Origin of the sequence: Virgibacillus natechei (genome assembly GCF_026013645.1) — a bacterium.
Classification (GTDB): domain Bacteria; phylum Bacillota; class Bacilli; order Bacillales; family Amphibacillaceae; genus Virgibacillus_L; species Virgibacillus_L natechei.
Map to the genome: position 1 here is coordinate 1836017 of NZ_CP110224.1, position 25702 is coordinate 1861718.

General features: G+C 35.9%; 35 protein-coding genes. All 35 read left to right on the forward strand.

All coding sequences use genetic code 11. From position 1 onward, the window contains the following. The first annotated feature begins 449 nt into the window (after positions 1–449). The 35 genes from OLD84_RS09555 (at position 450) to OLD84_RS09725 (ending at position 25599) form a co-directional block, all read left to right on the forward strand. Complete coding sequence (locus OLD84_RS09555) at positions 450–1022, forward strand: HNH endonuclease (protein ID WP_209461241.1); 573 nt, start codon at positions 450–452, stop codon at positions 1020–1022. Continuing rightward, entirely contained in the window at positions 1023–1334 is a 312-nt protein-coding gene (locus tag OLD84_RS09560) for a hypothetical protein (protein ID WP_209461240.1), read from the forward strand. It abuts the gene before it with no gap. 259 nt (positions 1335–1593) lie between these two features. Further along, positions 1594–1911, forward strand: a complete 318-nt coding sequence (locus tag OLD84_RS09565; RefSeq protein ID WP_209461239.1) for a hypothetical protein — start codon at positions 1594–1596, stop codon at positions 1909–1911. A 102-nt stretch (positions 1912–2013) separates the two neighbouring features. Beyond that, positions 2014–2412 (forward strand): hypothetical protein, encoded by a 399-nt coding sequence (locus tag OLD84_RS09570; RefSeq protein ID WP_209461238.1) that lies wholly within the window; start codon positions 2014–2016, stop codon positions 2410–2412. A gap of 65 nt (positions 2413–2477) precedes the next feature. After that, entirely contained in the window at positions 2478–2672 is a 195-nt protein-coding gene (locus OLD84_RS09575) for a hypothetical protein (protein ID WP_209461237.1), read from the forward strand. Between the two features lie 35 nt (positions 2673–2707). Further along, positions 2708–2998 carry a hypothetical protein gene (locus tag OLD84_RS09580; protein ID WP_209461236.1) on the forward strand — a complete coding sequence of 97 codons (291 nt, stop codon included), beginning with the start codon at positions 2708–2710 and terminating at the stop codon, positions 2996–2998. A gap of 220 nt (positions 2999–3218) precedes the next feature. Continuing rightward, complete coding sequence (locus tag OLD84_RS09585; protein ID WP_209461536.1) at positions 3219–3578, forward strand: HNH endonuclease; 360 nt, start codon at positions 3219–3221, stop codon at positions 3576–3578. A gap of 31 nt (positions 3579–3609) precedes the next feature. Continuing rightward, entirely contained in the window at positions 3610–3858 is a 249-nt protein-coding gene (locus OLD84_RS09590) for a hypothetical protein (protein WP_209461235.1), read from the forward strand. A gap of 3 nt (positions 3859–3861) precedes the next feature. Then, positions 3862–4026 (forward strand): hypothetical protein, encoded by a 165-nt coding sequence (locus OLD84_RS09595; RefSeq protein ID WP_209461234.1) that lies wholly within the window; start codon positions 3862–3864, stop codon positions 4024–4026. Between the two features lie 190 nt (positions 4027–4216). Further along, a complete protein-coding gene (locus OLD84_RS09600; RefSeq protein ID WP_209461233.1) occupies positions 4217–4597 on the forward strand; it encodes a phage terminase small subunit P27 family in 381 nt (126 codons plus the stop codon). Between the two features lie 16 nt (positions 4598–4613). Beyond that, entirely contained in the window at positions 4614–6194 is a 1581-nt protein-coding gene (locus tag OLD84_RS09605; RefSeq protein ID WP_209461232.1) for a terminase large subunit, read from the forward strand. Between the two features lie 16 nt (positions 6195–6210). Then, positions 6211–6378: a hypothetical protein gene (locus OLD84_RS09610; protein ID WP_209461231.1), complete on the forward strand. Its 168-nt coding sequence runs from the start codon at positions 6211–6213 to the stop codon at positions 6376–6378. Positions 6379–6392: 14 nt separating this feature from the next. Beyond that, the gene (locus tag OLD84_RS09615) at positions 6393–7664 is read left to right on the forward strand and encodes a phage portal protein (RefSeq protein ID WP_209461230.1); all 1272 of its coding nucleotides are present in this window, start codon (positions 6393–6395) and stop codon (positions 7662–7664) included. Then, entirely contained in the window at positions 7661–8257 is a 597-nt protein-coding gene (locus tag OLD84_RS09620; RefSeq protein ID WP_209461229.1) for an HK97 family phage prohead protease, read from the forward strand. The genes OLD84_RS09615 and OLD84_RS09620 overlap by 4 nt, the downstream gene beginning before the upstream one ends. 53 nt (positions 8258–8310) lie before the next feature. Beyond that, a complete protein-coding gene (locus OLD84_RS09625; RefSeq protein ID WP_209461228.1) occupies positions 8311–9441 on the forward strand; it encodes a phage major capsid protein in 1131 nt (376 codons plus the stop codon). 17 nt (positions 9442–9458) lie between these two features. Then, positions 9459–9731, forward strand: coding sequence for a head-tail connector protein (locus tag OLD84_RS09630; RefSeq protein ID WP_209461227.1), 273 nt, complete (start codon positions 9459–9461; stop codon positions 9729–9731). Then, positions 9718–10056: a phage head closure protein gene (locus OLD84_RS09635; RefSeq protein WP_209461226.1), complete on the forward strand. Its 339-nt coding sequence runs from the start codon at positions 9718–9720 to the stop codon at positions 10054–10056. Before OLD84_RS09630 ends, OLD84_RS09635 begins: the two co-directional genes overlap by 14 nt. Beyond that, positions 10053–10442, forward strand: coding sequence for an HK97-gp10 family putative phage morphogenesis protein (locus OLD84_RS09640; RefSeq protein ID WP_245301407.1), 390 nt, complete (start codon positions 10053–10055; stop codon positions 10440–10442). Before OLD84_RS09635 ends, OLD84_RS09640 begins: the two co-directional genes overlap by 4 nt. After that, a complete protein-coding gene (gene gp17 / locus OLD84_RS09645) occupies positions 10435–10818 on the forward strand; it encodes a tail completion protein gp17 (RefSeq protein ID WP_209461225.1) in 384 nt (127 codons plus the stop codon). Before OLD84_RS09640 ends, gp17 begins: the two co-directional genes overlap by 8 nt. 32 nt (positions 10819–10850) lie before the next feature. Continuing rightward, complete coding sequence (locus tag OLD84_RS09650) at positions 10851–11447, forward strand: major tail protein (protein ID WP_209461224.1); 597 nt, start codon at positions 10851–10853, stop codon at positions 11445–11447. 71 nt (positions 11448–11518) lie between these two features. Continuing rightward, positions 11519–11857 carry a phage tail assembly chaperone G gene (gene gpG / locus OLD84_RS09655; protein ID WP_209461223.1) on the forward strand — a complete coding sequence of 113 codons (339 nt, stop codon included), beginning with the start codon at positions 11519–11521 and terminating at the stop codon, positions 11855–11857. 14 nt (positions 11858–11871) lie between these two features. Further along, complete coding sequence (locus tag OLD84_RS09660) at positions 11872–12051, forward strand: hypothetical protein (RefSeq protein WP_209461556.1); 180 nt, start codon at positions 11872–11874, stop codon at positions 12049–12051. Between the two features lie 22 nt (positions 12052–12073). Then, positions 12074–13087: a phage tail tape measure protein gene (locus OLD84_RS09665; RefSeq protein WP_209461222.1), complete on the forward strand. Its 1014-nt coding sequence runs from the start codon at positions 12074–12076 to the stop codon at positions 13085–13087. A gap of 66 nt (positions 13088–13153) precedes the next feature. Next, positions 13154–14008 carry an HNH endonuclease gene (locus tag OLD84_RS09670; RefSeq protein WP_209461221.1) on the forward strand — a complete coding sequence of 285 codons (855 nt, stop codon included), beginning with the start codon at positions 13154–13156 and terminating at the stop codon, positions 14006–14008. Positions 14009–14225: 217 nt separating this feature from the next. Continuing rightward, positions 14226–17447, forward strand: a complete 3222-nt coding sequence (locus tag OLD84_RS09675) for a phage tail tape measure protein (RefSeq protein ID WP_264917493.1) — start codon at positions 14226–14228, stop codon at positions 17445–17447. Positions 17448–17492: 45 nt separating this feature from the next. Continuing rightward, complete coding sequence (locus tag OLD84_RS09680; RefSeq protein WP_209461219.1) at positions 17493–18275, forward strand: hypothetical protein; 783 nt, start codon at positions 17493–17495, stop codon at positions 18273–18275. A gap of 13 nt (positions 18276–18288) precedes the next feature. After that, complete coding sequence (locus OLD84_RS09685) at positions 18289–18471, forward strand: hypothetical protein (RefSeq protein WP_209461218.1); 183 nt, start codon at positions 18289–18291, stop codon at positions 18469–18471. 216 nt (positions 18472–18687) lie between these two features. Next, positions 18688–19011: a hypothetical protein gene (locus tag OLD84_RS09690; protein ID WP_209461217.1), complete on the forward strand. Its 324-nt coding sequence runs from the start codon at positions 18688–18690 to the stop codon at positions 19009–19011. Next, positions 19012–19827: a phage tail domain-containing protein gene (locus tag OLD84_RS09695; protein WP_209461216.1), complete on the forward strand. Its 816-nt coding sequence runs from the start codon at positions 19012–19014 to the stop codon at positions 19825–19827. Between the two features lie 26 nt (positions 19828–19853). Next, positions 19854–23258: a phage tail spike protein gene (locus OLD84_RS09700; protein ID WP_209461215.1), complete on the forward strand. Its 3405-nt coding sequence runs from the start codon at positions 19854–19856 to the stop codon at positions 23256–23258. Positions 23259–23268: 10 nt separating this feature from the next. Continuing rightward, complete coding sequence (locus tag OLD84_RS09705) at positions 23269–23718, forward strand: DUF1617 family protein (protein WP_209461214.1); 450 nt, start codon at positions 23269–23271, stop codon at positions 23716–23718. Between the two features lies 1 nt (position 23719). Beyond that, a complete protein-coding gene (locus OLD84_RS09710; protein WP_209461213.1) occupies positions 23720–23953 on the forward strand; it encodes a hypothetical protein in 234 nt (77 codons plus the stop codon). Between the two features lie 40 nt (positions 23954–23993). Beyond that, positions 23994–24284, forward strand: coding sequence for a hypothetical protein (locus tag OLD84_RS09715; protein ID WP_209461212.1), 291 nt, complete (start codon positions 23994–23996; stop codon positions 24282–24284). Then, complete coding sequence (locus OLD84_RS09720) at positions 24285–24521, forward strand: phage holin (RefSeq protein ID WP_209461211.1); 237 nt, start codon at positions 24285–24287, stop codon at positions 24519–24521. Between the two features lie 70 nt (positions 24522–24591). Then, a complete protein-coding gene (locus OLD84_RS09725; protein ID WP_209461210.1) occupies positions 24592–25599 on the forward strand; it encodes a peptidoglycan recognition protein family protein in 1008 nt (335 codons plus the stop codon). The last annotated feature ends 103 nt before the right edge of the window (positions 25600–25702 follow it).

Here is a 25702-nt window from a genome sequence, read left to right on the forward strand (position 1 = left end):
TTTAACTAAAATTGTACATAGGTAATTTTATTATATCACAGGTTAAATAACATTACAAGCAAAATATCAAAATTAATCAAAAGAAATTTTACAGGAGTTTCACTTCCTTTAAACGTGAGCTTTAAAATACATACTGACAGAACCCACCACGCCTCTTCACAATGCGTACCAAGGTGGGACTATTTATTTTTTATTTAAATTTATTTATACGATTCCGTAATTAAATATTATCACAGGTTAAAAGTAAAGTAAAGAGGTAAATTAAAATAAATTAAAATAGTACAAGTGTTCTTATTATGTCGTTGATTCAGCGACTATAAATAAGTGGATTCCCCGATTAAACCACGCAACATTTCCCCGAATTTAATAGTCAATAACTGGCTGAGATCATTATCCCCTTTTTGATCTTGGCTTTTTGTTGATTAAAAAAATTTAGAGGAGATAGGAAAATGGAAAAGACAGTAGAAAATTTTAGAGACGATTTAATCATAGTAGATGGGCAGGAACTATATCCTATTCCAAATTTCAGCAGGTATTATGTTGATCTTGATGAAGGCAGAATATGGAATAACAAATCTGAAAGATGGATAACTGCCAATCCAAATTATCTTGGATACTGTTACGCAAGAGTGAAGGCAGATGACGAGGGAAAAAGTAAATCTATATCAGTACATAATTTAGTCATGATGGCTATGACAGGAAAAGATAAGACGATGTGGAGATCACAAGGACTAGAAGTGCATCACATAGATAATGATACGAAAAATAACGAAGCGACCAATTTAATGCTTGTCTCTAGAAGTCAACAATATCAAGACCCAATCACAAAAATTACGCTATCAAATCGAAGTAATAAGCGATTAACTAAAATTGATGTGATTGCTATTAAAACTGATTGGATTGAATGGGAAGGTAGAAAAGGCGAGTTTTATAGTAAGTGGGCAGATGAGTTAGGGATGCATACACGAGGAATACAAGATGTCATTTTGGGTAACACATGGAAGAATGTTGAGGTTGAATAAATGAATAAAGAGACCAGAGGAGAACTTTTAATTCGTATGGAAGCCGCATTAGATCGTATGGAGTTAGATGGAGCTAAAGAGGAAAAAGATGAGGATTACATAAAATTTAAACGTAAGTATGATGCCATAAAGGATGGAGCAGATTATACGGTTAGAAGCGTAGCACTAGAAATGATTGCAGCATATGCTTGTATGATACCTTTATGTAATTATGGCTTTAACAACAAACCTATTAAACCTAGAGGTGATATACGTAAGGTGGTAGAAAATGCATCTGCTTTTGTGAAGGAATTAAATGGGTGGAAACAATGACTTCTCAATCAGAGTTGTTCAATAAGCTTAGGAGAATAGTACAGAATCAGATGAAAGAGACAGATACTACATATCAAGATGTGCTGGATGTTATTAAGAAAGAGAATACATAATAAAATTTTCAAGAGTGTAAACATTTTGTATACATAGGATAAATTACTACATATTAATATAAAATAGTAAAATGGTAGAAGGAATATAGTCATACCTTGTCGAATATTGGTAGTGGAAGATAATATTTGATAAGGGGTGTTGTTGGATGAGCGCTGAGGACATAAGAACACAAGTTACAGATGAGTGGTTACAAGAGTTAAAAAAAGAATTACAGGATAAAAAAATGGAACTGGAGAAAAAGGAAACAAAGTTACAAAGGTTAGAGGTAATGAAAAAGACAATCAATACTGTTTCATCCTGCTTTTCAAATGAAGAAGGATATCAGGACAAATATCTACAGTTTTTCAATTTTGATGAATTGCTCAGTGAAGTAGAAACTATAAATGAAGGAAGAAATGACCTTGAAACCAACGATGAATTATATTTTTTGAAAACTACTATAGATGAATTGGAAAGAAAATAAATTAAATTAAGGCACTCGCTAATGTGGGTGTCTTTTCACCTAGCTTATATTGCAAAATACTTTCATCTAAATCATAATAAGCTTATGAAGGAGGTTTGTAGGATGAAGAAGATATTGTTGATGCTATCATTATCTTTAATATTATTATCTGCTTGCAATAGCGTGAACATACATGAAGATGTAGATGAAGAAGTAGCAGAAGATGCATTGCAGTTGATGGATGTTGTTACTACCAATGTTGACAAAGGAACACTATACGAAGATGCAAGCAGCGAAGATCAAAACGTTGTTGATAGTTACTATAGTAAATATATGGGTGAGTTTAGCACTAAGAAAGATTTGTATGATGATGTAGACGAAGACATATTAATCATATCTAACGCAACAACAGCAAGATATATGGAAGGAATAACCCTAGAAACTGAAAAGGATAGTTTAAAAGATAGCGAAGAACGATTGAAAGAATTTGTTGAGTCTGGTGAAGGATATAATATTGATTAGTTAAGACACTTGCTATTGCGAGTGTCTTTTATTATGGACAAATTTAGTTATTGGAGGAAGCTGAGATGTTAAAAATTGGAATTGAATCTGAAGGTGCTAATTATTTTGTTTTTATAGATTTTCCTCCTGATATGGGAATGGTTGGATTTAATACATTAGAAGATGCTGAAAAGTATTTGGCTGAACAAAAGTTAAATTCAGTTGATGACAGTGTTCTTGATCATTACATTGTTAAATTTGTAAAAAAGGAATCGTTTTGAATTAGTGAGTTTAAAAAATAAAGGGGATATGGATAATGGACTATGAATTTTTATATGGCAAGGATGCAGAAGATTTAACATCAAGAAATTACTACAGTCACTATCACATTATAAATAATATGAGGAATAAACTCATAGAAATTGGTTGTATCAAGGAAAGTGAGATTACAGCAGAGGTCATTAAAGACATTGATATGATTAAAAGATTGACCGATCAACTGGACTCAAAGATTGATCAAGTCAAAGATACATGGAGGGTTATTGAAAAGGTTGAAGATAGTGAAATGAATGAAGAAGAATTAGAAAAGTTAAAGGGGAATGGATAATGAGTAAAATTGATAAGTTGGTAGTTTGGCATGTGAGCTTAATAATAGGATTACTGATGATAATAGGAATGATATCTATCGTTAATACTATATTCGGGATCAGTGTGAGTTATACAGTTGCAGCTATTGTGTATGTAGTTGTTAAGATTATTGATTCGGTTGTGAGTAGTCTGAGGGAACGGTCACAGTCTGTGAAGGTGGTAAGCGATGAGTGAGCCAGATGATTAGTAAGAAGCCATTGAAGCCATGCAATAAGTCTGGGTGTGCTGAATTGGTACGTGATGGAGCATATTGTGATAAGCATAAAAACGATAGAGTTAAACAGTATGATAGGTATGAACGGAATCAAGAGAGTAGGAAGTTTTATCAGAGCAGCAATTGGAAGAAGGTTAGAGATTACATAAAGGCTAGAGATGATGGATTGTGTCAGTGGTGCTTAAAGGATAAGAAGATAACTAAGGCTGATGTTGTCCATCATATTATAGAGTTGACTGAGGACATGAGTAAGGCATTAGAGCCTAGTAACTTAGAGTGTGTCTGTCATTCATGCCACAACGAACATCATAGTAGTAAAGGATAACAATAATATAATAGAAGGAGATTGATTAATAATGGAACAAAACAAAGAGAAGTTACTGGTAATAGAGTTGGATAAGGTAAAGAGTTTGCCGAGAGTATACTACAAAGGTGAAGAGATCAATATGAAACAGAAGATACAGTTTGAATGGGAAACTGGAGATGAGTCTGATGAAGGGTTTGCGGAGTTTTTAATACAAAATGTTACAGATGATCTGACTACAGAGATTGCTAAGAGTATACATAATTCTTTTCGTAGTAAGTCGAGGATCAAAGGAGAGTAAAGAATGAGCATAGAGAGATTAGAAGATAAGATGGATAGATTGATTGAGAAGCATGAAGAAACAATGAAACGATTCGATGAGGTTGTTAGTAGGACTGATAGCATATTAGAAGAAATGAAATATCAGAGTCGTTTATATAGGAAAAAAGAAGGAATCGAATATCGATAAATAGAATATCGATAAAATAAAATCATAAAAAAGTAAAAAGTTGGAAAATAAATTTGAAAAAGAGGATCGGGGCTTGGTAGAAACTTTATTTAGATTTCGCTCTAGACCCCCTGCCAATCAACTGTGCAACTTTTTGAGGTTTTTAATAGGGGCGGTTTCAAAATTTTACAAAAAAGTAGGTGAAAATCATATGGAAGAAATTAAACCACCAACATTTTTAAACGCAGCTACAAAAAAGAAATATATTCAAGTAGCTCAAATGTTGATGGAAGATGGGAATTGGAAAGATGGTGATGATATAGCTCTGTCAGCTTTATTTGCTAATTACCAGAGATGGATTCAAGCAGAACGAGCCATCAAGAAAAATAAAAGTTTAACATTTACCACAGACTCAAATTATTCTCAACAAATACCAGAGATATCAATCGCAAACAATGCCATGAAGTCGATGCTATCATTCATTAAAGAGTTTGGCTTATCACCAAAAGAGCGAAAAAAATTAAAGGATACATTAATGGGGGATGGGTCGAGTGGTGGAGATGATGAGTTAAACAACATGATTGTAAAATAGAAAAAGGTGAAGAAAGGTGGAAAATAACAAGTATTATTTTGATGAAAATGAAGCAGAAAATGTAATCAAATTTATAGAAAAGTTAAACTTACCCAAAGGAAAACAAGGTCAGAAAATTAAATTGTTGCCATACCAGAAGAAAATTATAACAGATTTAATCGCTACTAAACGTGTTAAAGATGATTTAAGACGTTACAGAGAAGCCTTTATTACAATGGGTAGGAAGAACTCTAAATCATTCATAGTAGCCTGTCTGTTTGTCTATGTGTTATTTACTGACAAGGAAACTGGACAGGAAAATATTATAGTAGCCAACTCCAAAGATCAAGCGAACAATATTTATAATATGGTTGAGTTCATGATTAGAACGAATAAAACATTGGCTAAACATTGTACAATCGTGAATAGCAGAAGAAAAATCTTAAGGAAAACTACAGATTCCTATATACAAATCTTATCCTCTGATACATCTAAACTTGACGGATATAATCCTTATTTTGCTGTAGCCGATGAAACACACGAGGATAAAACAGGTGGCAACAACTATACTAAATTACAAACAGGTATGGGCGCACGTAAACAGCCTCTAATGATTAGTGTTACAACAGCAAGTAACGGACAAGACGAATATAATACTGAATATAAAAAGTATCAATATGCCTTAAAGGTAATCAATGGTGAAGTAGAAGATGATTCATTTTATTCAGCTATCTTTGCAGCAGATGATGACTGTAGATTGGATGATGTAGAACAATGGTTAAAATCAAATCCTGCATTAGATACAGAAGAAGGTGGCTTTAGATCATCGGAAGAGTTGGAAAGGTTATCTAAGCAAGCACTTGCTAATCCAATTGAAGAAGCATCATTCAGACGTTATTACCTTAATCAACACGTTGTACTGGATAATGAGCAAGCTATCAATATGTCTAAGTGGAAACTCTGTGGTAAAGACTTTGATATGTCATTCTTAAAAGGAAAAGAATGCTATGCTGGACTAGATTTATCAATCAAAAAAGACTTCTCAGCATTTGTAATGGTATTCCCAATTGACGATAATTACTATATCGTTCCCCATTTATTCAAGCCTGCCGATACACTTCAAACTGATGAAAAATTAGATAGATTCCCTTATGTTAAATATGCTAATCAAGAACGTTTACATGCTACAAAAGGTGATCATGTTAACTTTAGATATGTTCGACAAATCATAAATGAATTAAGCATGGAGTATGATATCAAACAGATTGCATTGGATAAATTTGCTAGTGGTGGCATTGCTTCAGATTTAATGAATGATGGGCATATTATGGTAGATACTAAACAAGGATTCTATTTAAGCCCAACTATATCAGACTTCTATGAGTTGCTATTTGATCAAAAGCTAGTACATAACAACAATCCTGTTATGAATTGGATGGCTCAGAATGTTGTCGCAAAGGAAAATCCAAACGGAAAAATTATGTTTGATAGGGAGAAGGCTAGTTTTAAGATTGATGGAATAATAGCTTTGTTGATGGGATTGAATAGAGCTGTGTTAAGTCAGAAAAATAGTGATTATGATTCAAACGAAGCAATTGATGACTGGCTTGATATGTAGGAAAGGAATGTGATAAATGAAATTTATTAATAATTACATAGTAGAAATTTTAGTGATATTAGGGGTGCTGCTGATCATAACAGCTACTGCATTGATTAATCCAATTGCAGCAGTGTATGTATCTGGAGTGCTTTTTATTTTGTCTGCCATTTGGTTGATGAAATGGACAAAACCTAATGATTGAATGGGGGTGAATAAATGAATCTATTTGGAAGAGAAATAAGAAGTAACAGTAAAACAAGAACAACATTTACATCTGATGATGCAGCATTTGCAAAGGCATTAGGAATTGATATAGACGGTATCTCAGCAGATAAAGCAAAGGAAGCAACCTTTTATACTTGCTTAAGAATACTGTCTGATGCAGTCTCTAAATTGCCCTTAAAGTTACATCAGTCAAGTGATGAAGGTACAACAAAAGAGAATAAACATTACCTATATAATCTACTTAAATTAAGACCGAATCCAATTATGTCCAGTTCTACATTTTGGAAAACAGTTGAATTCCAACGCAATTATTTTGGCCATGCGATTGTAGCTATTGATTATCACAAGTTTGGTAAAGATGCAGGAAAAGTTAAATCTTTAATTCCTCTCGATATGTCCACTGTAGATATTTGGATCGATGACAGAGGAATATTAGGCAGTGAAAATAATGCTATTTACTATATTTATATTGATCAAAGAGGACATCAGTATAAATTTAAAAATAGTGAAGTGTTGCATTTCATCGGAATGACTAAAGATGGTATGCAAGGAATGGCAATCAAAGACTACTTAAAGACACTTGTTGAAAATGCTCAAGCTAGTACATCGTACACAAATAACTACTGGAAAAATGGTTTACATAGTAAAGGGATAATTAAATATATCGGTGATTTAGATGAAGGAAAACAGAAACAGCTACAGGAAAAAATGAGCCGTATTAGTGGGGGGATTGCCAATAGTGGAAAAATAATGCCATTACCCATAGGCTTTGATTATCAATCAATTAGCACGAGTATGGCAGATGCTCAATTTACCGAGCTATCACAATTAAACATAACACAGATTGCTTCAGCATTTGGAGTGAAGATGCATCAACTAGGAAGCCTCGAAAGATCCACAAATAGCAACATAGAACATCAAAATAAAGAGTTCTATGTTGATACGTTACAACCAATTCTCACAAATTATGAACAAGAATTAACTTACAAACTACTCACTTCTAATGAGGTTAGCAGCGGTTACTTTTTCAGATTTAATGTTGACTCAATCCTGAGAAGCAACACAAAAGAAAGAGCGGAGTATCTCACGACATTTGTTGAAAAGGGTGTAATGACACCAGCAGAAGCTAGAAAGCAGATTGATCTACCTCATTTAGATGGATCAGATCAATTAATTGTTAATGGTAGCTACCTCAGCTTAGAAGATGCTGTTAACGGTGCTAACTATGATAGAACAGGCTTGGAAGGGGGTGAAAATGAATGAGTGAGAAAGAAATTAGAATGTTGGATAGCCAAATAGAGATAAGAACAATTGGCGAAGAAGATGAGAAAAAGGATGTCATTGTAGGCTATGCCTTGCGCTTTAACACCTACTCAGAGGATTTAGGAGGCTTTATTGAGACTATCGAGCCTAGAGCACTAGATCAAGCTAGAATGGATAATGTGGTAGCTTTAATCAACCACGATAGTTCACTGGTATTAGGTAGATCAACAAGTGGTACTTTGAAACTTGAAACTGATGAGTTTGGATTAAAATATACTATTGATCCACCAAATACTTCTTATGCCAGAGATTTAATGGAGTCTATGAAACGTGGTGATATTAGTCAATCAAGTTTTGCATTCTCGTTAGATTATGCCGATGACGGTGACGAAAGTTGGGCACACGATAGGGATAGAGATATCTACATACGCACAATTAAGCGATTCAAGAGTATCTCAGACGTATCTGTGGTGACTGTTCCTGCCTACAGTGATACTCAAGTAGTAGTTGCTCAGAGGTCTTTAAATGAACACAAGAGCGAGCTACAAAATGAAATAAACAAACGGAAAATGTTAATCGAGTTAGAGCTATAAGCTCTATTTTTTTATGTCAAAAATACAAAACAATTTTAAAGGAGACAAAATACATGGACAAATTACAAGAACTACGTCAGCAACTAGCAGCAAATAAAGAAGAGGTACGAGGACTTCTCAACGACAACAAAGTAGAAGATGCAGAAGCAAAAATGGAAGAGGTACGAAACTTAGAGAAGACGATTGAATTGCAAGTTGAGCTGGACAAAGAAGAAGAGCGTGAAATGGACAACAAGTTTAAAGAAGAAAAGCGTGAAAATAAAGGAGACAGCAAAGTGGAAAAAAGAGAAGCATTTTTAAAAGCAGTGCGAGGAGTTAAATTAACAGATGAGGAACGTGCTCTAGTAGTGACAAGTCCAGATGAAGATGGTGGTTATCTAGTTCCTGAGACAGTATCTACTACTATTGAAGAGTTGAAACGTAACTACAAATCAGCAAAATCATTAGTCGATGTAGTACCGACAAGCACGAAGGCAGGCTCATTCCCTGTTGAAAAAGGTGGAAACAACACTGAGCTAGTTAATTTTGATGAGGATAATACTGGTTTAGCAGAACAAACACCTAAATTTACAAATGTTGAATATAGTGTTGCTGCTTACGGTGCTATCACTCCACTTTCTAATTCCTTCCTACAAGACGAAGCAGGCAACTTCATGAGCTATTTGAATCGTCTATTCGCTAAGAAAGCTATTAAAACTGAGAATAGCAAGATTTTTGCAGCATTGAAACAAGGTAAAACAGCTAAATCAGTTACAGATATTAAAAGTATTAAAGCATTGTTCAATAAAGATTTAGATGCAGCGATTGCTGAGAATGCACGTGTGATTACTAACCAGACTGGCTTCCAATTCCTAGATGAAATGGAAGATAAGCAAGGTCGTCCACTATTACAGCCAAATCCAGCTAATGCTACTCAGAAGCTATTGCAAGGTCGTGTAGTAGAAGTGTTCTCCGATAAGGAATTGCCTAACGTTTCAGGAAAAGCGCCTATCTATGTAGGCTCATTTACCGATGCAATCAAAATGTTTGATCGTGGAGTTTACGAAGTGGCTATTTCTAAGGAAGCAGGATTTACTAAGAACCAAACAGTGGCACGTGTAATTGAGCGCTTTGATGTGAAGAAAGCTGATGCAGATGCTTACGTATACGCTACTCTAGCTGAGCCTGCTGAACCTACAGAGTAAGAAAGAGGTGATAGCTAATGTTGGAATTGGCTAAGGAGTACATAAGAATAGATGGAAGTGATGAGGATTTAACTATTCAAATGCTCATTGATACAGCTAAACAATATATCAAATCAGCAACTAATGTTGACTTCACAGAGAACAATCATGCTTACAAAATGGTTGTTCTCTTATTGGTTGTACGCTGGTATGAAAATAGAGGTATGGAACAGGCAGATGAATTAGATTTTACTCTATCTTCTATGTTGCTTCAGATCGAGCTAGAAGGTGTAAAAGATGAAACCAATTAATCCTGCAAAATATCGTAATCGCATTTCATTTCAACGTGAAGATGAGTATCAAACTGATGAAGGGCATTGGGTAACTGAATGGATAGATGTAGCTGAAATAGGCAAAGTTTGGGCTGAGATTAAGAGTGTCAGAGGCAATGAATTTATCATGGCTGGAGCTAACGCAGTAGATGTCACAGCACGTATAACAATTAGATACAACAAGCGTGTTACCGATGATATGAAAATTAAATACGGTGATCGAATGTATGATATTACCTTCATAAATAATCTCGAAGAAAGAAATATCGAGCTAGAAATTCTAGCTAGTGAGATACGACAATGAGCAGAATGAAAATGGAAATTGAGGGCTTTGACGAGCTTGTTCAACACTTTGAGAAGATGGGCAATGGAGCTAAAAGGTTAGAAGCAGAAGCCTTAAAAGAAGGTGGAGAGGTAATAGCAGAACATCAAAGAAAAGGTGTTAATCGTTCTGCTAAGAATCAGCCACACATTGAGGATAATATCGAAGTGGGAAGAGTGACAAATACTCAAGAAGGCTCAAAGGTGATTATCAGACCCAACAAAAAGGTAAGATGGAGAGCAAAGTTTTTGGAGTATGGTACTTCTAAGATGCCTCCTAAACCTTTTATAGAAAGAAGCGGAGAATTAGGACAGGCAGAAGCTTATGAATTAATGCAGGCTAAATTTGAGGAGGTCATCAATGACTAAATTTAAACACTATGATGCTCAAGTAGAATTACTGCAAGCATTGAGAAGTAACGAGGAATTGACTAGATTAGTCGTTGGCGGCTTCCACAATATGGTTGCTAGACAGACTTCTAGTTTTCCTCGAATTGTATACACAGAAATTAAGAATGCTGATGAGGATTTTAAGGACAATGAGCTGAGTATGGCAGTTGTCAATTTCCAAGTCAGTATTTTTTGTGATGAGAAAACAATCATTGATCAGACAGCAATTACAAAGGAAGTTGCTAGGACAATGAGTGAAATTGAGTATCACAAATATGACCAAGAAAATTTATACGAAGAGGATACAGAGTTGTATCACAGAGCAATGAGATTCACGAAAAATATTTATTTATAAAACTATAAAAAATGAAAAGGAATGATTTAAAAATGGAAAACAAAACAAAATTGGTACACGGACTATCGGACTTTCACATCGCAATTTTAACAGAGGATGATAAAACAGCAGTTGAGTATGAATCACCTGAGGAGTTGGAGGGAGCAGTTGATGTTAGTGTGAATCCTAACACTGAAACTAACACTAAATATGCAGACAATGGTGCATTTGGTGTCTTGAATAGTTTGGGGGATATTGATGTTGATCTAACAGCAGTTGATCTACCACAACACATTCAAACGAAAATATTCGGTCATGACCAGTCTGGCGATGTTGTATTCAGTAACGTTGCAGACGAAGCATCAGAGTTGGCACTAGGATTTAAAGCTCAAATCCAAGGTGGCGGACATAGGTTCTACTGGTTGTTAAAAGGTAAGCCAGAATTGACTAATATCGAGCATTCAACTGATGAAGGAACGGTAGAAAGTCAAGATACACAGTTAACACTGAGGTTTACACCTTTGCGACACAATGGCAACTGGAAAGCACAATTAGACAGCAAAGAAGTTACATCAGCAAAATGGTTTGAAAATGTTGTTTACGATGAAGAAACTGCAACAGCCGTACAAGGAACTGAAACAACTGAATAATAGCACAGTAGAGAGTCATTAATTTGGCTCTCTTTTTTTAATGAAATTTTAACTATAAAGGAGAATGTTAAATGGAAAATTTCACAATCGAACTAAAAATAGATGGCAAGAAAAAGAGATTTACAACACCTGCATTTGTTAAGGGCGGACTGTTTAGACAAGCGGTAGAAATATCTCAAAGTATAGAAAATGAGGTATTTGATATAAACAAATTTGATGGATATATCCAATTTGTAACAGAAGTGTTTGGTGAAAAATTTACAGTAGATGAATTTGAAAATGGGATTGATGGACGTGAGTTACTGAAAACCATATATGCTACAACCTTCTTTGTTTTAGATCAGGTAAGCACAGCTACCAAGATGCTAGCAGGAGATACAGAAGCAAAGCAAGATGATGGAAAAAAATAAGTCTGGGTGAGTCTGTGAAAGACATGTATTCCTCTCTAATTGAGTTGGGCTACACTCAGAATCAAATTGATGAAATGGATATTATCTATCATATGAAATTGTTAGCACATAGAAAAGCAAACAGAAAAACAAAAGGAAAAGGTAAACAATCGAATCAATCACAAGTCACGATTGATCAAATACCCGGATTCTAACTTAGAAAGAGGGTGAGAATAAATGTCAAGAGATATGGGAATTAATCTCATAGCTAATACGAGTCAGTTTAAATCTGATATGAGCGCTGTTAATAGGTCTATGCGAACGGTTAAGACTGAAATGGAAGCAGCAAGAAATGAAACAGATGAATATGGAAATAAGATTCAGGATAATGAAACAAAGGTTCAGAGCTTAACAAAGCAAATGGACAATCATAGAGAAAGAGTCAGTCTACTCGAAAAAGCACATGCTGATTCTGCTGAACAAACTGGTGAAAATTCTAAGGAAACTCAAGAGTTGGAAGCTAGGCTAAACAAAGCAAACAGTGAGATGAATAAAACTGAGGGTCAGTTAAAACAAACTCAAGCTGAAATGGAAGAGTTAGAGTCTGCCACTGAAGATGCTGGAATGAGCTTTGAGGAATTTGATCAGAAATTCCGCGATGTCGGCGGAACAATGCGAAATGTTGGTGGAACAATTGCAGGGGTCTCTGGTGTTGCATTAGCAGGATTGGTCAAGCCTATGCGGGATGCAGCTGAGGTTGCTATAGACTTCGAATCTCAGATGAGCAGTGTAGAATCTATAAGTGGAGCAACAGGTAGTGAATTGGAAGCCTTAGAGGATCAAGCTAAGGAACTTGGCCAAACAACAAAATATTCAGCGAGTGAAAGCGCAGAAGGCATGGAGATGTTAGCCCGCGCAGGATTCGATACAAGCGAAATTATTTCCAGTATGCCAGGGCTGCTTGATCTAGCTGCATCATCTAATATGGATTTAGGTAGAGCTGCGGATATAACTTCCAATATCATCTCAGGATTTGGAATGGAAGCTGAAGAGGCAGGTCGAGTATCTGATGTACTAGCAGCAGGAGCAGCATCTGCAAATCTCGATGTGGAAGGTTTGGGAAACAGCATGGCTACTGTTGCCCCAATTGCTGAAGGTTTAGGTATAGGCTTTGAAGATTTAGCAGCAGCGACAGGTATCATGGCAGATTCGGGTATTTTTTTAATGCCCCTTATGCAAGCAATTGCATAACGACAATTGAGGAAAATCGGTGAAGGCTAAGGTTATTGGTTTATTAATCAACTCTAATCGGTAGGAGTGATTAATATAATAGAAGAAAAAGAGTGTAGTAAATGTAATGAGATTAAGAGTTTAACAGAGTTTTATAAAGACAAAAACAATAATGATGGTTGCGACTACTATTGTAAGAAATGTCAGAGGGAAAAGAAAAACAAGTATATCATTACTTGCAAAACGTGTGGGAATGAACATAAAACAGCTAATAAGAAAGTTAAGTATTGTAGTAATAAATGTAAACCTCAAAACGCATCACAAAAAATAAAAGTTGAATGTTTTATATGCAAAGATACCAAGGAGATTAAACCATCTCAGAAGCTGGGGAAAAAGCACCATTATTGCTCTGAGAAATGTAAGAATAAAGGATATAGTCTACTGTATGCTGGAGAAAACAGTAAAAGGTATAACCAAGTTTCGGTCAATTGTGATACTTGTAAAAAGGAATTTAAAAAAGTAAAATCGCAATCAGAAACGTATGAGATTAGTTACTGTTCCAATGAGTGTAAAGCAATAGGTCAATCTAAAAGGTTTGCAGGTGAAAATCATCCTAGATGGGATAGTTCTATTACCAATGAAGAAAGAATAACAACTAGAAAATACCCTGCATATCACCAATGGAGAAATGACACGTTCAGACGTGACAATTATACCTGTCAATGTTGCAACGATAGTAAGGGTGGAAACCTAGTTGCACACCACATTTTAAACTACTCCGAACATAAAACCCTCAGAACAGAGTTATCAAACTCTATCACCCTCTGTAAAACATGCCACAAATTATTCCATGATACATACGGATACACGAAAAATAACTTAGAACAATTAAATAAATTTATGGATAACACTCAAAAGAGTGTTATTTTTTATGCTTATTAATAAACCAATAACTAAGCTAATACCGAGAGGGCTTGTATCACAAGTCTTTGTAACGCATAGGGAATGAGCGATATGATAGCAAAAATTTCCCCAAGAGTCTTCAACAACCTACTAATTAGGTTGAAAATATATGCTGAGCTAAGGATGAATTGACATCCTATAATGCGAGGAAACTCCTAGAACTAGAGGATAAAAAGCCTTTAGGATAACAAAACTGATTGAAGGTCAAAAATCTGGACGTATGCTAAGACAAGGTTTACTAAGACTATCCGATCCAACAGGTGAAGCTGGCGATCTCATCGAAGAATTAGGTATTAACGTGTTTGATGCAGACGGCAACATGAAGGAAATGCATGATGTAGTAGGTGAGTTAGAAGGCGGATTAGATGGAATGTCTTCCCAAGCAGAAACTGCTGCATTATCTACTATATTCGGTTCAGAGTCTACAGCGGGTTGGTCAGCTTTATTAGCTGAAGGATCAGATGAACTTGAAGATTACACAGGAGAGCTTGAAAACTCTGAAGGCGCTGCATCTGACATGGCTGATACAATGCAAGATAATGCACAGGGTTCTATTGAAGAGTTTCAATCAGCAGTCGAAGGCTTAAAAATAGAATTTGGTGAGGAGTTATTACCAGTTTTTGGTAATGCAGTCGATGGATTAACTGATTTGGTCAGAGGGTTCACGGAAATGGATGACGCAACTACTACAACAATAGCACAGACAGCTTTAATGGCTGCAGGTGTGTTAGGTGTTGTTACAGCAGTAGCATCATTAACAGCAGGTATTGGAGCTTTGATGGCATTTGCAGGGCCGGTTGGATTGGCGATAGTAGGGTTGACCGCTGGACTTGGCGCAATAGGAACAGGCATATATGCAGCCACCACTTACACGGAAGAAAATAAGAAAGCTAACTTAGATAATGTTGAAGCTCTAAATGATCAAGCAGTCGCATTAGAAAACAGTGCTGACACATTTGATAGATTATCAGAAAAAGCAAATATAAGTAACAGTGAACTCGGTGAACTCTACGATATTAACCAACAAATCGCTGATGCCACACATAGCGAAGAAGTAGATAAGTTGCAATCACAGTATGACAACTTAGCAGAAAAATCTGGCTTATCGCATGAAGAGTTAGACACTCTATTTGAAGCTAACGAAGACCTCATTGAACAATCTCCGAATATTGAATCCTCTATATCAGATCAAGGTAATGCGTTTGTAGACAACACAGATGCAGTAAGAGAGTATATTGATTCTCTGCATGAAGCTACTATGGTTGAAATGGAAACTGAAAGAAATAAGGCATTAGAACAAGAAACAGAACTAAGAAAAGAGATTAAAGCAGAACAAGAAGAGATTAACTATTTAATCGATCAGCAAGGTATATATACCAATGCCATTGATATGTCTGAATCAGAAATAAGAGACAGAAAGGCAGAAATTAAAGAGCTTCAGAAAGATACAATAGCTGGTAGTGAAGAAGAAAAACGTTTACAGGACGAATATACAGCATTGTTAGATGTTGAAAACGGTCATTATCTTGAAGGTGTTGAACGCTTACAAGAACAAGTCAAAGAAAAAAGAGAATCTGTTGACGCTTCTGAAGAAGAGTTGGCTAAGATTGAAGCATTGGATGAAGGTTTAGCAGATATACTGCTTAAACGTGAAGGTATTAGTGAAACTGGTCAAGAAGGTATTATCACACTAGAAGAAACAATAGCTAAAAATAAAGAAAAACTATCTGACTTAGATGAAGAGCTAGAAAAAAATGGTGAACTTTCTGATGATCAACAGGAGAAGTATGACAGTTTAGTTGAGCAAAATGGAGAGTTAGCAGAAGCACAAAACTATATAACTGATGAATTAGAATTATATGGTACTGTCAATTCTTTAGTGGAATCTCAGCGTGATAGTTTAAGCGAAGGAACACAGGAAAAATTAGAAAGTTTAGAAGCTACCCACGATATTGAAGTTGCTGAAGGTAATATCCTTGAACAAATTCAGAATAAAAATGGAAAGCTTATTGAGGAAAGAGAACAACTTGTTGAGAACAGAAAAGAACAAGGTGCTAATAAAGATGAAATAGATGAGCAGATTGAAGCTATTGATAGGAAGATAGACAAAGGCGAAGGCGTTGCCCTTCAGATGCTTAAAGAGTTGGATATACTCGAACTAGTCAGAGATGGTATTCAGCTTAACGGTGATCAATTAGTCGAACATCTTGAGCAATTAGGTTACACGACTGAAGAAGCTTATCAACTAGCTTCAGACTTGTCTGGTGAAACTGTTGAAGCACTTAAAGAAGGAACAGAAGAATCTGGACAAGCTGGTAAGGATAAAGGTGATGCCCACAAAGATGGCATTGACTCAACACTAGATGATAACGTAAACTCAGCACGAAATATAATTGGTTCTACTGACAGCGAGCTAGGCAAGGGAAATCCCGAATCTAAACAACATGGTAAAAACAAAGGTGATAACCACAGCTCAGGCATAATCGGTACTAGAATGAATAACATTAACAGCGCATGGGAGATCATTAACTCATCTGTTGATACCTTAGGTGAAGGAACAGCACAGTCTCAAAAAGCTGGTGAGAACAAAGGTAGCAGTCATGATACAGGGCTAGCGAGCACTATTGGATTAAACTTAAGAACTGGTAGGAATCTATCCTCTGACGTAACTGGTGCACTTGGAAGCACCACTGATGGCGGTGGTGGAAGTAGTGCAGGTTCAATGTTTAATACAGGTTTAGGAAACTGGTCAAGTCGAATAAGAGGTACAGGTAGCTCAGTTGCAAGCAATGGTCGAAGTGGATTAAATTCTGTTAGTACAACTGGCGCAGGAACTAACTTTGCTTCAGGATTCCAACGAGGGATGAATAATAGAAGTGACTCTATCTGGAGCACAGCTTGGAGCATGGGTCAAAATGCATTAAGCGCATTAAGCTCATCTATACGTACTGCCTCACCTTCAAGGGAAACTGCAATAACAGGTGGATTCTTTACAGATGGCTTTGCGATTGGTATAGAAGATCAAGAAGAAGAAGCCAAGAAATCAGCCACATCGATGGCTCAGAATACACATAAAGCTATGACAGATGAAATAGATGGTTTGGCACGTACTTTTAATGGCGCTGCTTATGAGATACAGGCTAACAAAGATGTCTTACAGGTTGAACATCAAATAAACAATAGTGGCATGGAATCAAGGATGGAACAATTAAGTGATTCATTAGATCAACTTACTGAGTTATTTGCAAACGTACTGGGACAACAACAGCAGCAAATCGAATCGAGTAACCGCCCTATCAATATTACTATGGATAAGGAAAAAGTTGGTCGAGGTGTTTACGACACAGTGGATAAAACTCAAATGGATAAAACTGATATACAAATGATATTAAACGGTTTCAGACCTAGTTCGGATTAAATTCTGTGTTAGGTCTTTTTAAAACAATAAGAAAGGATTGATTAAATGGCAGCAGAAAATGAGAAGTTAGTAACTGCTAAGAATAGCGAAGGAATGCCTGTTCCTGCACCTCAACATTACAATAGTAAAGCAGACAGATACGAACATGCAACAGGGGAAGATGGAGCAAGTCATGTCAATGTTAGCAATTTACCTACCAACCAAGACGTAACTATTACAAATCAAAAGGATACGCAAACGGTAGATGGATCAGTTGAAGTCGATAATTTTCCAGAAAATCAACCTGTGAGCGATGCAGAAGTATTAAATAAGCTAAATGAGTTGGATGCAATCAAAGAAACACAAGGGCAGATAATCGATGTTTTACAAAACACAAATGAAAGTTTATTAGCAACAAATGAAAAGCTAAGTAGTGTTATTGAGGATGGTAGGTTACAAAGTGATACTCAACTAACTGGGAGTAATGTTGAAAACGTAGTGTTTATAGAAGTGTTTGAAAGACATACAGAAATAGGTGCGGGATCAAGGGTGAGAACTATGGTTGATCCTGACGGCTTTAGCTTTAATCAATTTTCTGAAGCGATTTTTGTTACGAACTTTGAAACAAGTCCAGAAGAATGGAAAGTTGGAATAGCTCAAAAACAATTTAATTCTTCGTCTAGTAGAGATATTAAAGTCTTATTAGATGAAGGAGATATTACATCCATAAGGGCGGAATTTGATGCCTTCAGAATTATCGTTGAGCCTTATTTTTTAAGTGTAGAAATCTATAATGAAGGTGAAAGTGATGCCGTTTTAGGTGTATCGGGATTATATTTAATTAGATAGGGAGTGAAATTAAATGGATAAAGGAAAGTTTAAAGATTTAATCATAAAAACCTCAGAAGAGCATTCCATTATACTGAAAAAAATTCCACTGACAACATCAAACATAGAAGTGGTTGAAACACAGGTAGAAAAAGAAGGAACAACAACTTTTTGGAAAGAAATTATAGGTAAATGGAATCAAGAAGGACGTATTTAATACTCAACTAACGCACGTCGTATGATGAACAATTCTAGAGTCACTTTTTAGTGGCTCTTTTTTATTTATATATTTATGAAAGGAAGTGATCAATTTGAACCAAGTTGATGTAAAAGAGAAATATAACAAAGTAGATATTAAATTGATCCGCATTCATTCTGATTATTATTTTCTTAGGAATAATCAAATTATCACTGATAATAAGAAGGTGGAGCAATGACGGTTCACATTAAACAGTACGATAGTAGGTATGCTATTGAAGCTACTTTATCTAACGAAAGTGGCGCAGTAGATTTAACCAATACCACCATAAAATTTTCCATGCATAGCTACAGTGGAAGCAAAGTAATAAACCGTGTAGCAGAAATTAAGGATGCAAATAATGAGGTTGTATGGGCTATATTACAAGGCACTGATACAGCAGAAGCGGGTATGTTCAAAGGAGAGTTTACAGCTACTTTTGCTGACGGTAGAAAAGCCACTTTTCCAAGCAAGGACTATGTAAGAATTAATATTCAAAAGGGTCTTGGAGGTGAATAGATGGATTTAACTATAATCAAAAATGGTTATGAAGTTGATTTATCAGAATTAGGGTTAGATTGTTTATCCTTTCAAGTTGATTCCTTATCTTCAGAGCACAACAACGAAAATATAGAGGGGAAAGATGGACAAGTAGACAATGGCACTACTTACAGTAGCAGAATGATACACACTCGGTTCCTTTTTAAGGTTGATTCTCATGTTGATTTCCATGATAAGAAAGATGAAGTTTACAAGCTATTTGAATCAAAGGTTGAGCTAATCTTGATCGATGAAAGACAACCCTATAAACGTTGGAAAGTAAAAGTTAATTCAGATTTTATCATCGATAATGAGGAATCGCCTTCATGGAAGGAATTTGAGGTTGATTTCATATCGTTTTCCCCTTACGCAGAGTCTAGAGAGACAATGACAACCACACGTAATACACGAGTTACAGAATATTATTTCCTTAAAAACACACAAGTCAATCAGAACCAACAAGTAGATGAAACAGGTTCATTCTATGTTTTTAACACAGGTACAATCTCTATTGATCCAAGACAGTATAATTTACTGATCAAATTTACAGGTGCGTCCGACAGGCTTAGGATTCTTAATCGAATGAATGATACACAGTGGCAATACTATGGCACTACAACAACATCTGATGTACTTACATTTAGAAATACTTATGTAGACAAGAATGATGAATCCGTCTTTCGAGACACAAATTATGGCTTCATTGAATTAGAAGTGGGCAGTAATGAACTACAAATTTATGGGGCAACAGGAGACTGGGAAATTTACTTTGAGTATCGCCCATTGTATATATAAAAATTTTGCAAGAAAGGAGGTAACCAATGTTAATAATAAGTGACATACATGGCAACACAGAGCCACTAGTTGATTGCGAGCCACCAAAAAGAACAAGAGGAGTTAACAGAGATCACATATTAGAGGTTGCTATCCAATCAACTGATCGCAACGAAAGAGCCTTTAATCTCATAAAAAATGAATCTACTGTTACATGTGATGGAAGAGATTATATTATTAAACAATCACAAAGATCGATGGTTGGTGACAAAGTAGGAATTATTCTAACTGCTGTACATAAGTTTTTCGCAACAACGCTGGATAATTACCAGTATGATGTAATTGCAGGTGAAAGAGTATTATCATTGCATCAAGCATTAGAACATGCTTTAGCTGGTACAGATTACACTTTTACCATAACAGATAATTTTGATGGCTATTCATTTGAGGATTTTGGCGACGATAACTCTTTGTCATTGTTCAATAACGCTCAAGATAACTTTGGTTTTGAATATTTAATTGAAAATAAATTGATTACAGTTTATCAACAAATCGGGATAGAAACAGATGAACAAGTAAGATGGAAACATAATATTAAAACTATATCGGCAGATGAAGATACAAATGATTTTGCAACTTATATACGTGGTACTGGAAAACCTGCAGAAGATGAAGATGGAAGAGAAGTAGAAGGCGAGTATGTAGTTGAAGCTGAATACACGTCACCTAATGCTGAAATATTTGGTGTTCGACATGCACCACCGGTTGCGGATAATCGTTTTGTTGATGAGGATGCATTGATTAATTACATAAAATCACATCTAAATGATTATCCTCAAACTGAATATCAAATTGAGTATGAAGAATTAAGTAGCAATGGATTGAATGAAGTGTTAAACGTAGGTGATAGATTATTTCTTATTCACGAGCCACTAGATCTAGCATTCTTTACACGTATCATTGAAATTATTGATTATCCTCTAAACCCTCAACTTAAGCCTACATATACACTATCCTCTAAAAAGGAAACAACAGCAAACAGAGCAGTTACTGATAGAAAGAGTAATAAAGAAATCAAACAAGAGCTAAACAAGGTGACAGGCAGACAAACTGAGCTTAACCACAATCTTGAGGAGACGGCACAAGCTGTATCAGAAGTAGAAAATGCTATGGTGTTTGTCAATGAGGAAATGGAACGATTAGAAAATGAAGTTAGACAAGAGATAGAACAAGCTGTGGACGATACAAAGATCCTCAAACAAGTTAATCCCCCTCATCCCATACCAGCCTCCAATTTATGGTGGGATACTTCTGTCAATCCTCCAAGGCTTATGAGATGGGATGAATCTGATGGGCAATGGGATCCACTAGCACCTACAGAATCAGAAATAGATCAGCTTATAGAAGTCATGAGAGATGAGGCAATACAACAAGGAGAAACTTACACAAACGAAGAAATAGAAGCTACTGAATCAGCTATACTGGATGAATTGAACGAACAGACAGACGGAATCAATACCATAATCAGTGAATTAGATGTATCCGTTGATGGTATATTAGGACGTGTATCAAGTACAGAATCGGAAATCGATACTTTAAGTGGTGAAATAACTTCTACTCAAAGCAATCTATCCGAATTAAGTGTAGATGTCAATGGGATTAGCGGAAGCGTAAGCAGTATTACAGATGACTTAAGCGGTACACAAAGACAATTATCTGAATTGAGTGTAGATGTTGAAGGTATCACCAGTACTGTTAGTGACATAAAAATTGATGCTGATGAAGTAGAAAGTCGCATGTCATCAGCAGAATCATCCATAGAGCAAAATGCAACTAGCATTGAGGCAAAAGTAGATGTAGACGGTGTAGTAAACTCTATCAACCTATCCAATGAAGGCTTAACAATTGATGCTAATATGGTTGATATTCATGGATTAGTGTCATTCATCAACTCTGACGGAACAGCAGGAACAGCTATTGATGGAAGCACATTGGTTACTGGGAGTGTCACAGCAAACGAATTAAATGTTGACGAAATATTTGCCAACTCTGCTGTCGTAAGTGAAATCCGTTCAGGAATTATTCAAACTACAGACTTAGATGCTTCCAATATTACAACTGGTACATTGAACGCTGGAGACGTATCTATAATAAATCTTTCTGCTTCCAATATTACAGCTGGTACATTAGATGCTTCTCAAGTTAACGTGGAAAACCTAAATGCATCTTCCATTAAAACTGGTATTTTATCTGGTTTGGTGATTGATGGTGGAGCAATAACACAGAGTTCTGATGGAGCTGAACTTCAGATAGTGAATGGTGTTGTTAGCTCGTATTGGAATAATCAGTTATCCATGTCGTTTGGTCAGTACAGTTTAGAATTCTACAACAAGTCAGATGATCCATTAGGTAGAATTATACCTATATCCGAAGTGGGGTCGAATAAAAGAGGACTAGGGTTTATTATTGATAATGATATACTAAACATTGGTTTTGAACACAATAATCTTTATCGAGGTATCCTTAGAGCGGATATGGATGACAGTGTAACCACTATAACAGGCCCTTATAATAACCAAAATGATGGGGCAACACTACGACTGCTTGCTAACCGAAGGGCTGTTTCTGAAGGTAGATTCACATCGCATGACCAACCTGCTATCATACTTGATCAATCTGATACTACTAACGATGTGGACATATGGTTCGGTGGATTTAACAGAAGATCAAACGCAAGCACATACTTCCGCCACCGCTCGTCTGATAGCACGTATTCCACTTCTATGAGAGTATCAGGAAATTATGTACGTGTTTATGATGAGTTAAGAGTTGGAGGTGCGAACAATCCATCTGGCATTCTTCCGTATAGTAACAGCGTTCACTGGAGGTACAACACCAACAATTATATTCGGCAACAAAGCGATGGTAGAGTCAGTTTTTATATGGGAAATAATCAACGGCAAACGTTTAGTCCTGAAGGCGGAGCTGAGTTTCCCGGAAACGTGGCGGTTGAAGGAGATATTAGGTATAGAGGTCATAGGACAACTTCTAACTCGGTCAACACGCATATTTTTAGCAATACAGGCAGAATTGCAAGGTCGACATCCGCAAGAAAGTATAAGTCTGATATACAATTAGCAAGTGATGTTGATTATGAAAAAATATTAGATTTGAACGTAAAAAGTTGGTATGACAAGGAAGAAGTAAACGGAAATGTCGAAGAACAAGAAGAGGCAACGAGATTTTATGGTCTGATTGCAGATGAATTTGAAGAAGTGGGATTAGGAGAATTTGGTGTTTATGTTAATGGAGAAATTGAGAACTACAGCGATAGAGCATGGACACTGTTAATCCCTATAGCTAAGGATCACGACAATGACATAAATGACTTAAAAGTAGAAAATCAGATGCTAAAAGAACGTGTTAGACGATTGGAAAGTAAATTGGCTTAGGAGGAATAAAGTGGAAGTAAAAATTAAAAATGTATTATTAGAGAAGTCCATTGGGCTTCTCTTTAATTTGTCGTTAAAAGGTAAGCAGAGTAGGCATAGAACTAAGTTTATCAAACGATTAGAAGAAAGGTTGCAAGAGGTAGCTGAGGAAGATAAACAACTACTTCAGCAACATTGTCGTTTAGATGAGCAAGGAAATCCTAAGATAATCAATGGTGAACGTTATGATGTAAAGGATATTGAAGCATTTAGCAAGGACAAACAAGAGTTGTACAACGAAGAGTTAGTTATCGATGATGGTGACAGTCAAGCAATATTAAATACAGTCAGAACCATCCTAGATGAATGTAATGTTGAATTTAAAGATCAACAAGCTACACTGTACGATTATCTATGTGATCAGTTTAAAGTAGATGAAACTATAGAAGAAAACAATAAAAATGAAAAGGATGTTGGATAAAATGAGAATAGAAATAAATTCAGTAAATGTAAGCTACAACGATAAAAATATCGAGAGTGTAAGAGTTAACTTTAATGGAAGAAATGATGACAGAAGTATTAATGTGAATGGTAATTTGCGATTATCTGAAGATGAATATAAAGGTAATGAATCATTGGATATACTGGAAGAAATGGTTAGGGATTACGTTGTAACTGAGCTAACTGAAGATAATGGAGATAACACTGCTGAATAAGTAGTGTTATTTTTTATGTCTGAAATACAGGGGGTTGAGTATGAGTGAAGAAAATCAGTGGTATACGAATAAAGAATTATTTGAACAGTTAAATGGCATGAGAGGTGAATTTAATAACCTTAGAGTAGAAATGAAAGAAACCAGATCACTGATGAAGCAGTATAACGGTTTACGTGAAGAAATAGGCATCGTCAAGGAAAAAGTTGAACATATGGAAGCTGAGAAAAAAGGTAGAAGCTCAGTAGGTTCAGGTATTAGAAACTGGGGCGGTTGGATAATTTCATTTATTACATTGATTATCCTATTAGCCAAATTTTATGGAGGTGCTTAAATGAAAAAAGATAACACAATAGTAAGGCTAATTGTAATGTTGTTAGTAGGTGCTAACAGTATTGGCACGATGTATGGGTATAGCTTAATCCCATTTACAGATGAAGAGATTAGTATGGGTATCTCTGCAGTCGCATTGGTTGTTAGTGAAGTATGGAATCACTTTAAGAATAATAACTACTCAAAAGAAGCTAAGGAAACTCAGCAAGTGTTGGATAGGAAGAAGAAACAAAAATAAATACATAACTTTGAGGGGTGTCATATTTGACACTCCTTTTTTTATGGGGAAAATAAGGAGACGATTATTAATGGTTAAAACTCAAGATGTAAGATCACAGATGCCCGGTGGAAATAGTAAACGTAACATCTCACAGATTAAAAACATTGCAAGACATCATAGCGCAACTACAGAAGGCACAGCACAATCATTTGCCAACTATCATGTTAATCATCATGGTTGGAACACATCAGGCTATCATGAGGTTATATTACGTGATGGCACAGTGCAAATAGCTTACGATGATAACGTTGTAACGAATGGTGTAGGAGGTCATAATACACCAACTTATCACATTTGTGTGGTTGGTAGTGGCTCATTTACAGACAAACAAGAAGAAGCGTTCGAGGAACGTGCTAAAGAGGCTATGAGTCGATTTGGTTTAGATGTTGGCGATGTATTAGGTCACAATGAATTCTCTAATACAAATGGATATAGTCATAGTTCTAATAGTTGCCCTGGTATTGATATGGACAAAGTTCGTGGATGGTTAGGTGGTAGTAGTACGAGCAATTCTAAACCTTCCACAAGCTCATCTGCAAGTGGTAGAGTAGAATCTAAAGTAAATGGATTACGTTTCTACAGTAAGCCGTCATGGTCAGATAGTGATGTTGCAGGACGAGTAGATGAAGGAATAGGCTTCCCTAACATTGTGAGAAAGATTAAAGTTGGAAATGGTTATCAATATGAGGTGAAGAATTCAAAGGGTGCTACATATTATATTACCGCTGCTAGCAAGTATGTAACAACAACAAGTGGATCTACATCATCCACATCAAGCTCAGGGGGAACGAAATTAAGTTTACCTACAGGTGTCTACAGCATGAGTAGAAACAGTAGTGAACAATTAGCCGATGTCAAACTGATACAAGCAGCCTTAAACGCAGCTAACTTTAATTGTGGTGAAGAGGATGGCTATTTCGGAGCGAAGACAGATGATGCATTGAGAAGATTTCAATCGGTGTATCTACCGTATGAAATTGATGGTGTGTATGGGCAAAACAGTAGACGTGAATTAGATAAAGTTGTAAATGGATAAATAATATTATAGATGCTACTCATTAAATTGGGTAGCATCTTTTTTTCCTTTTTTAAGTGTAATACACAGTAGAATAACACAGGAATCATTTAGAGGGATGTAG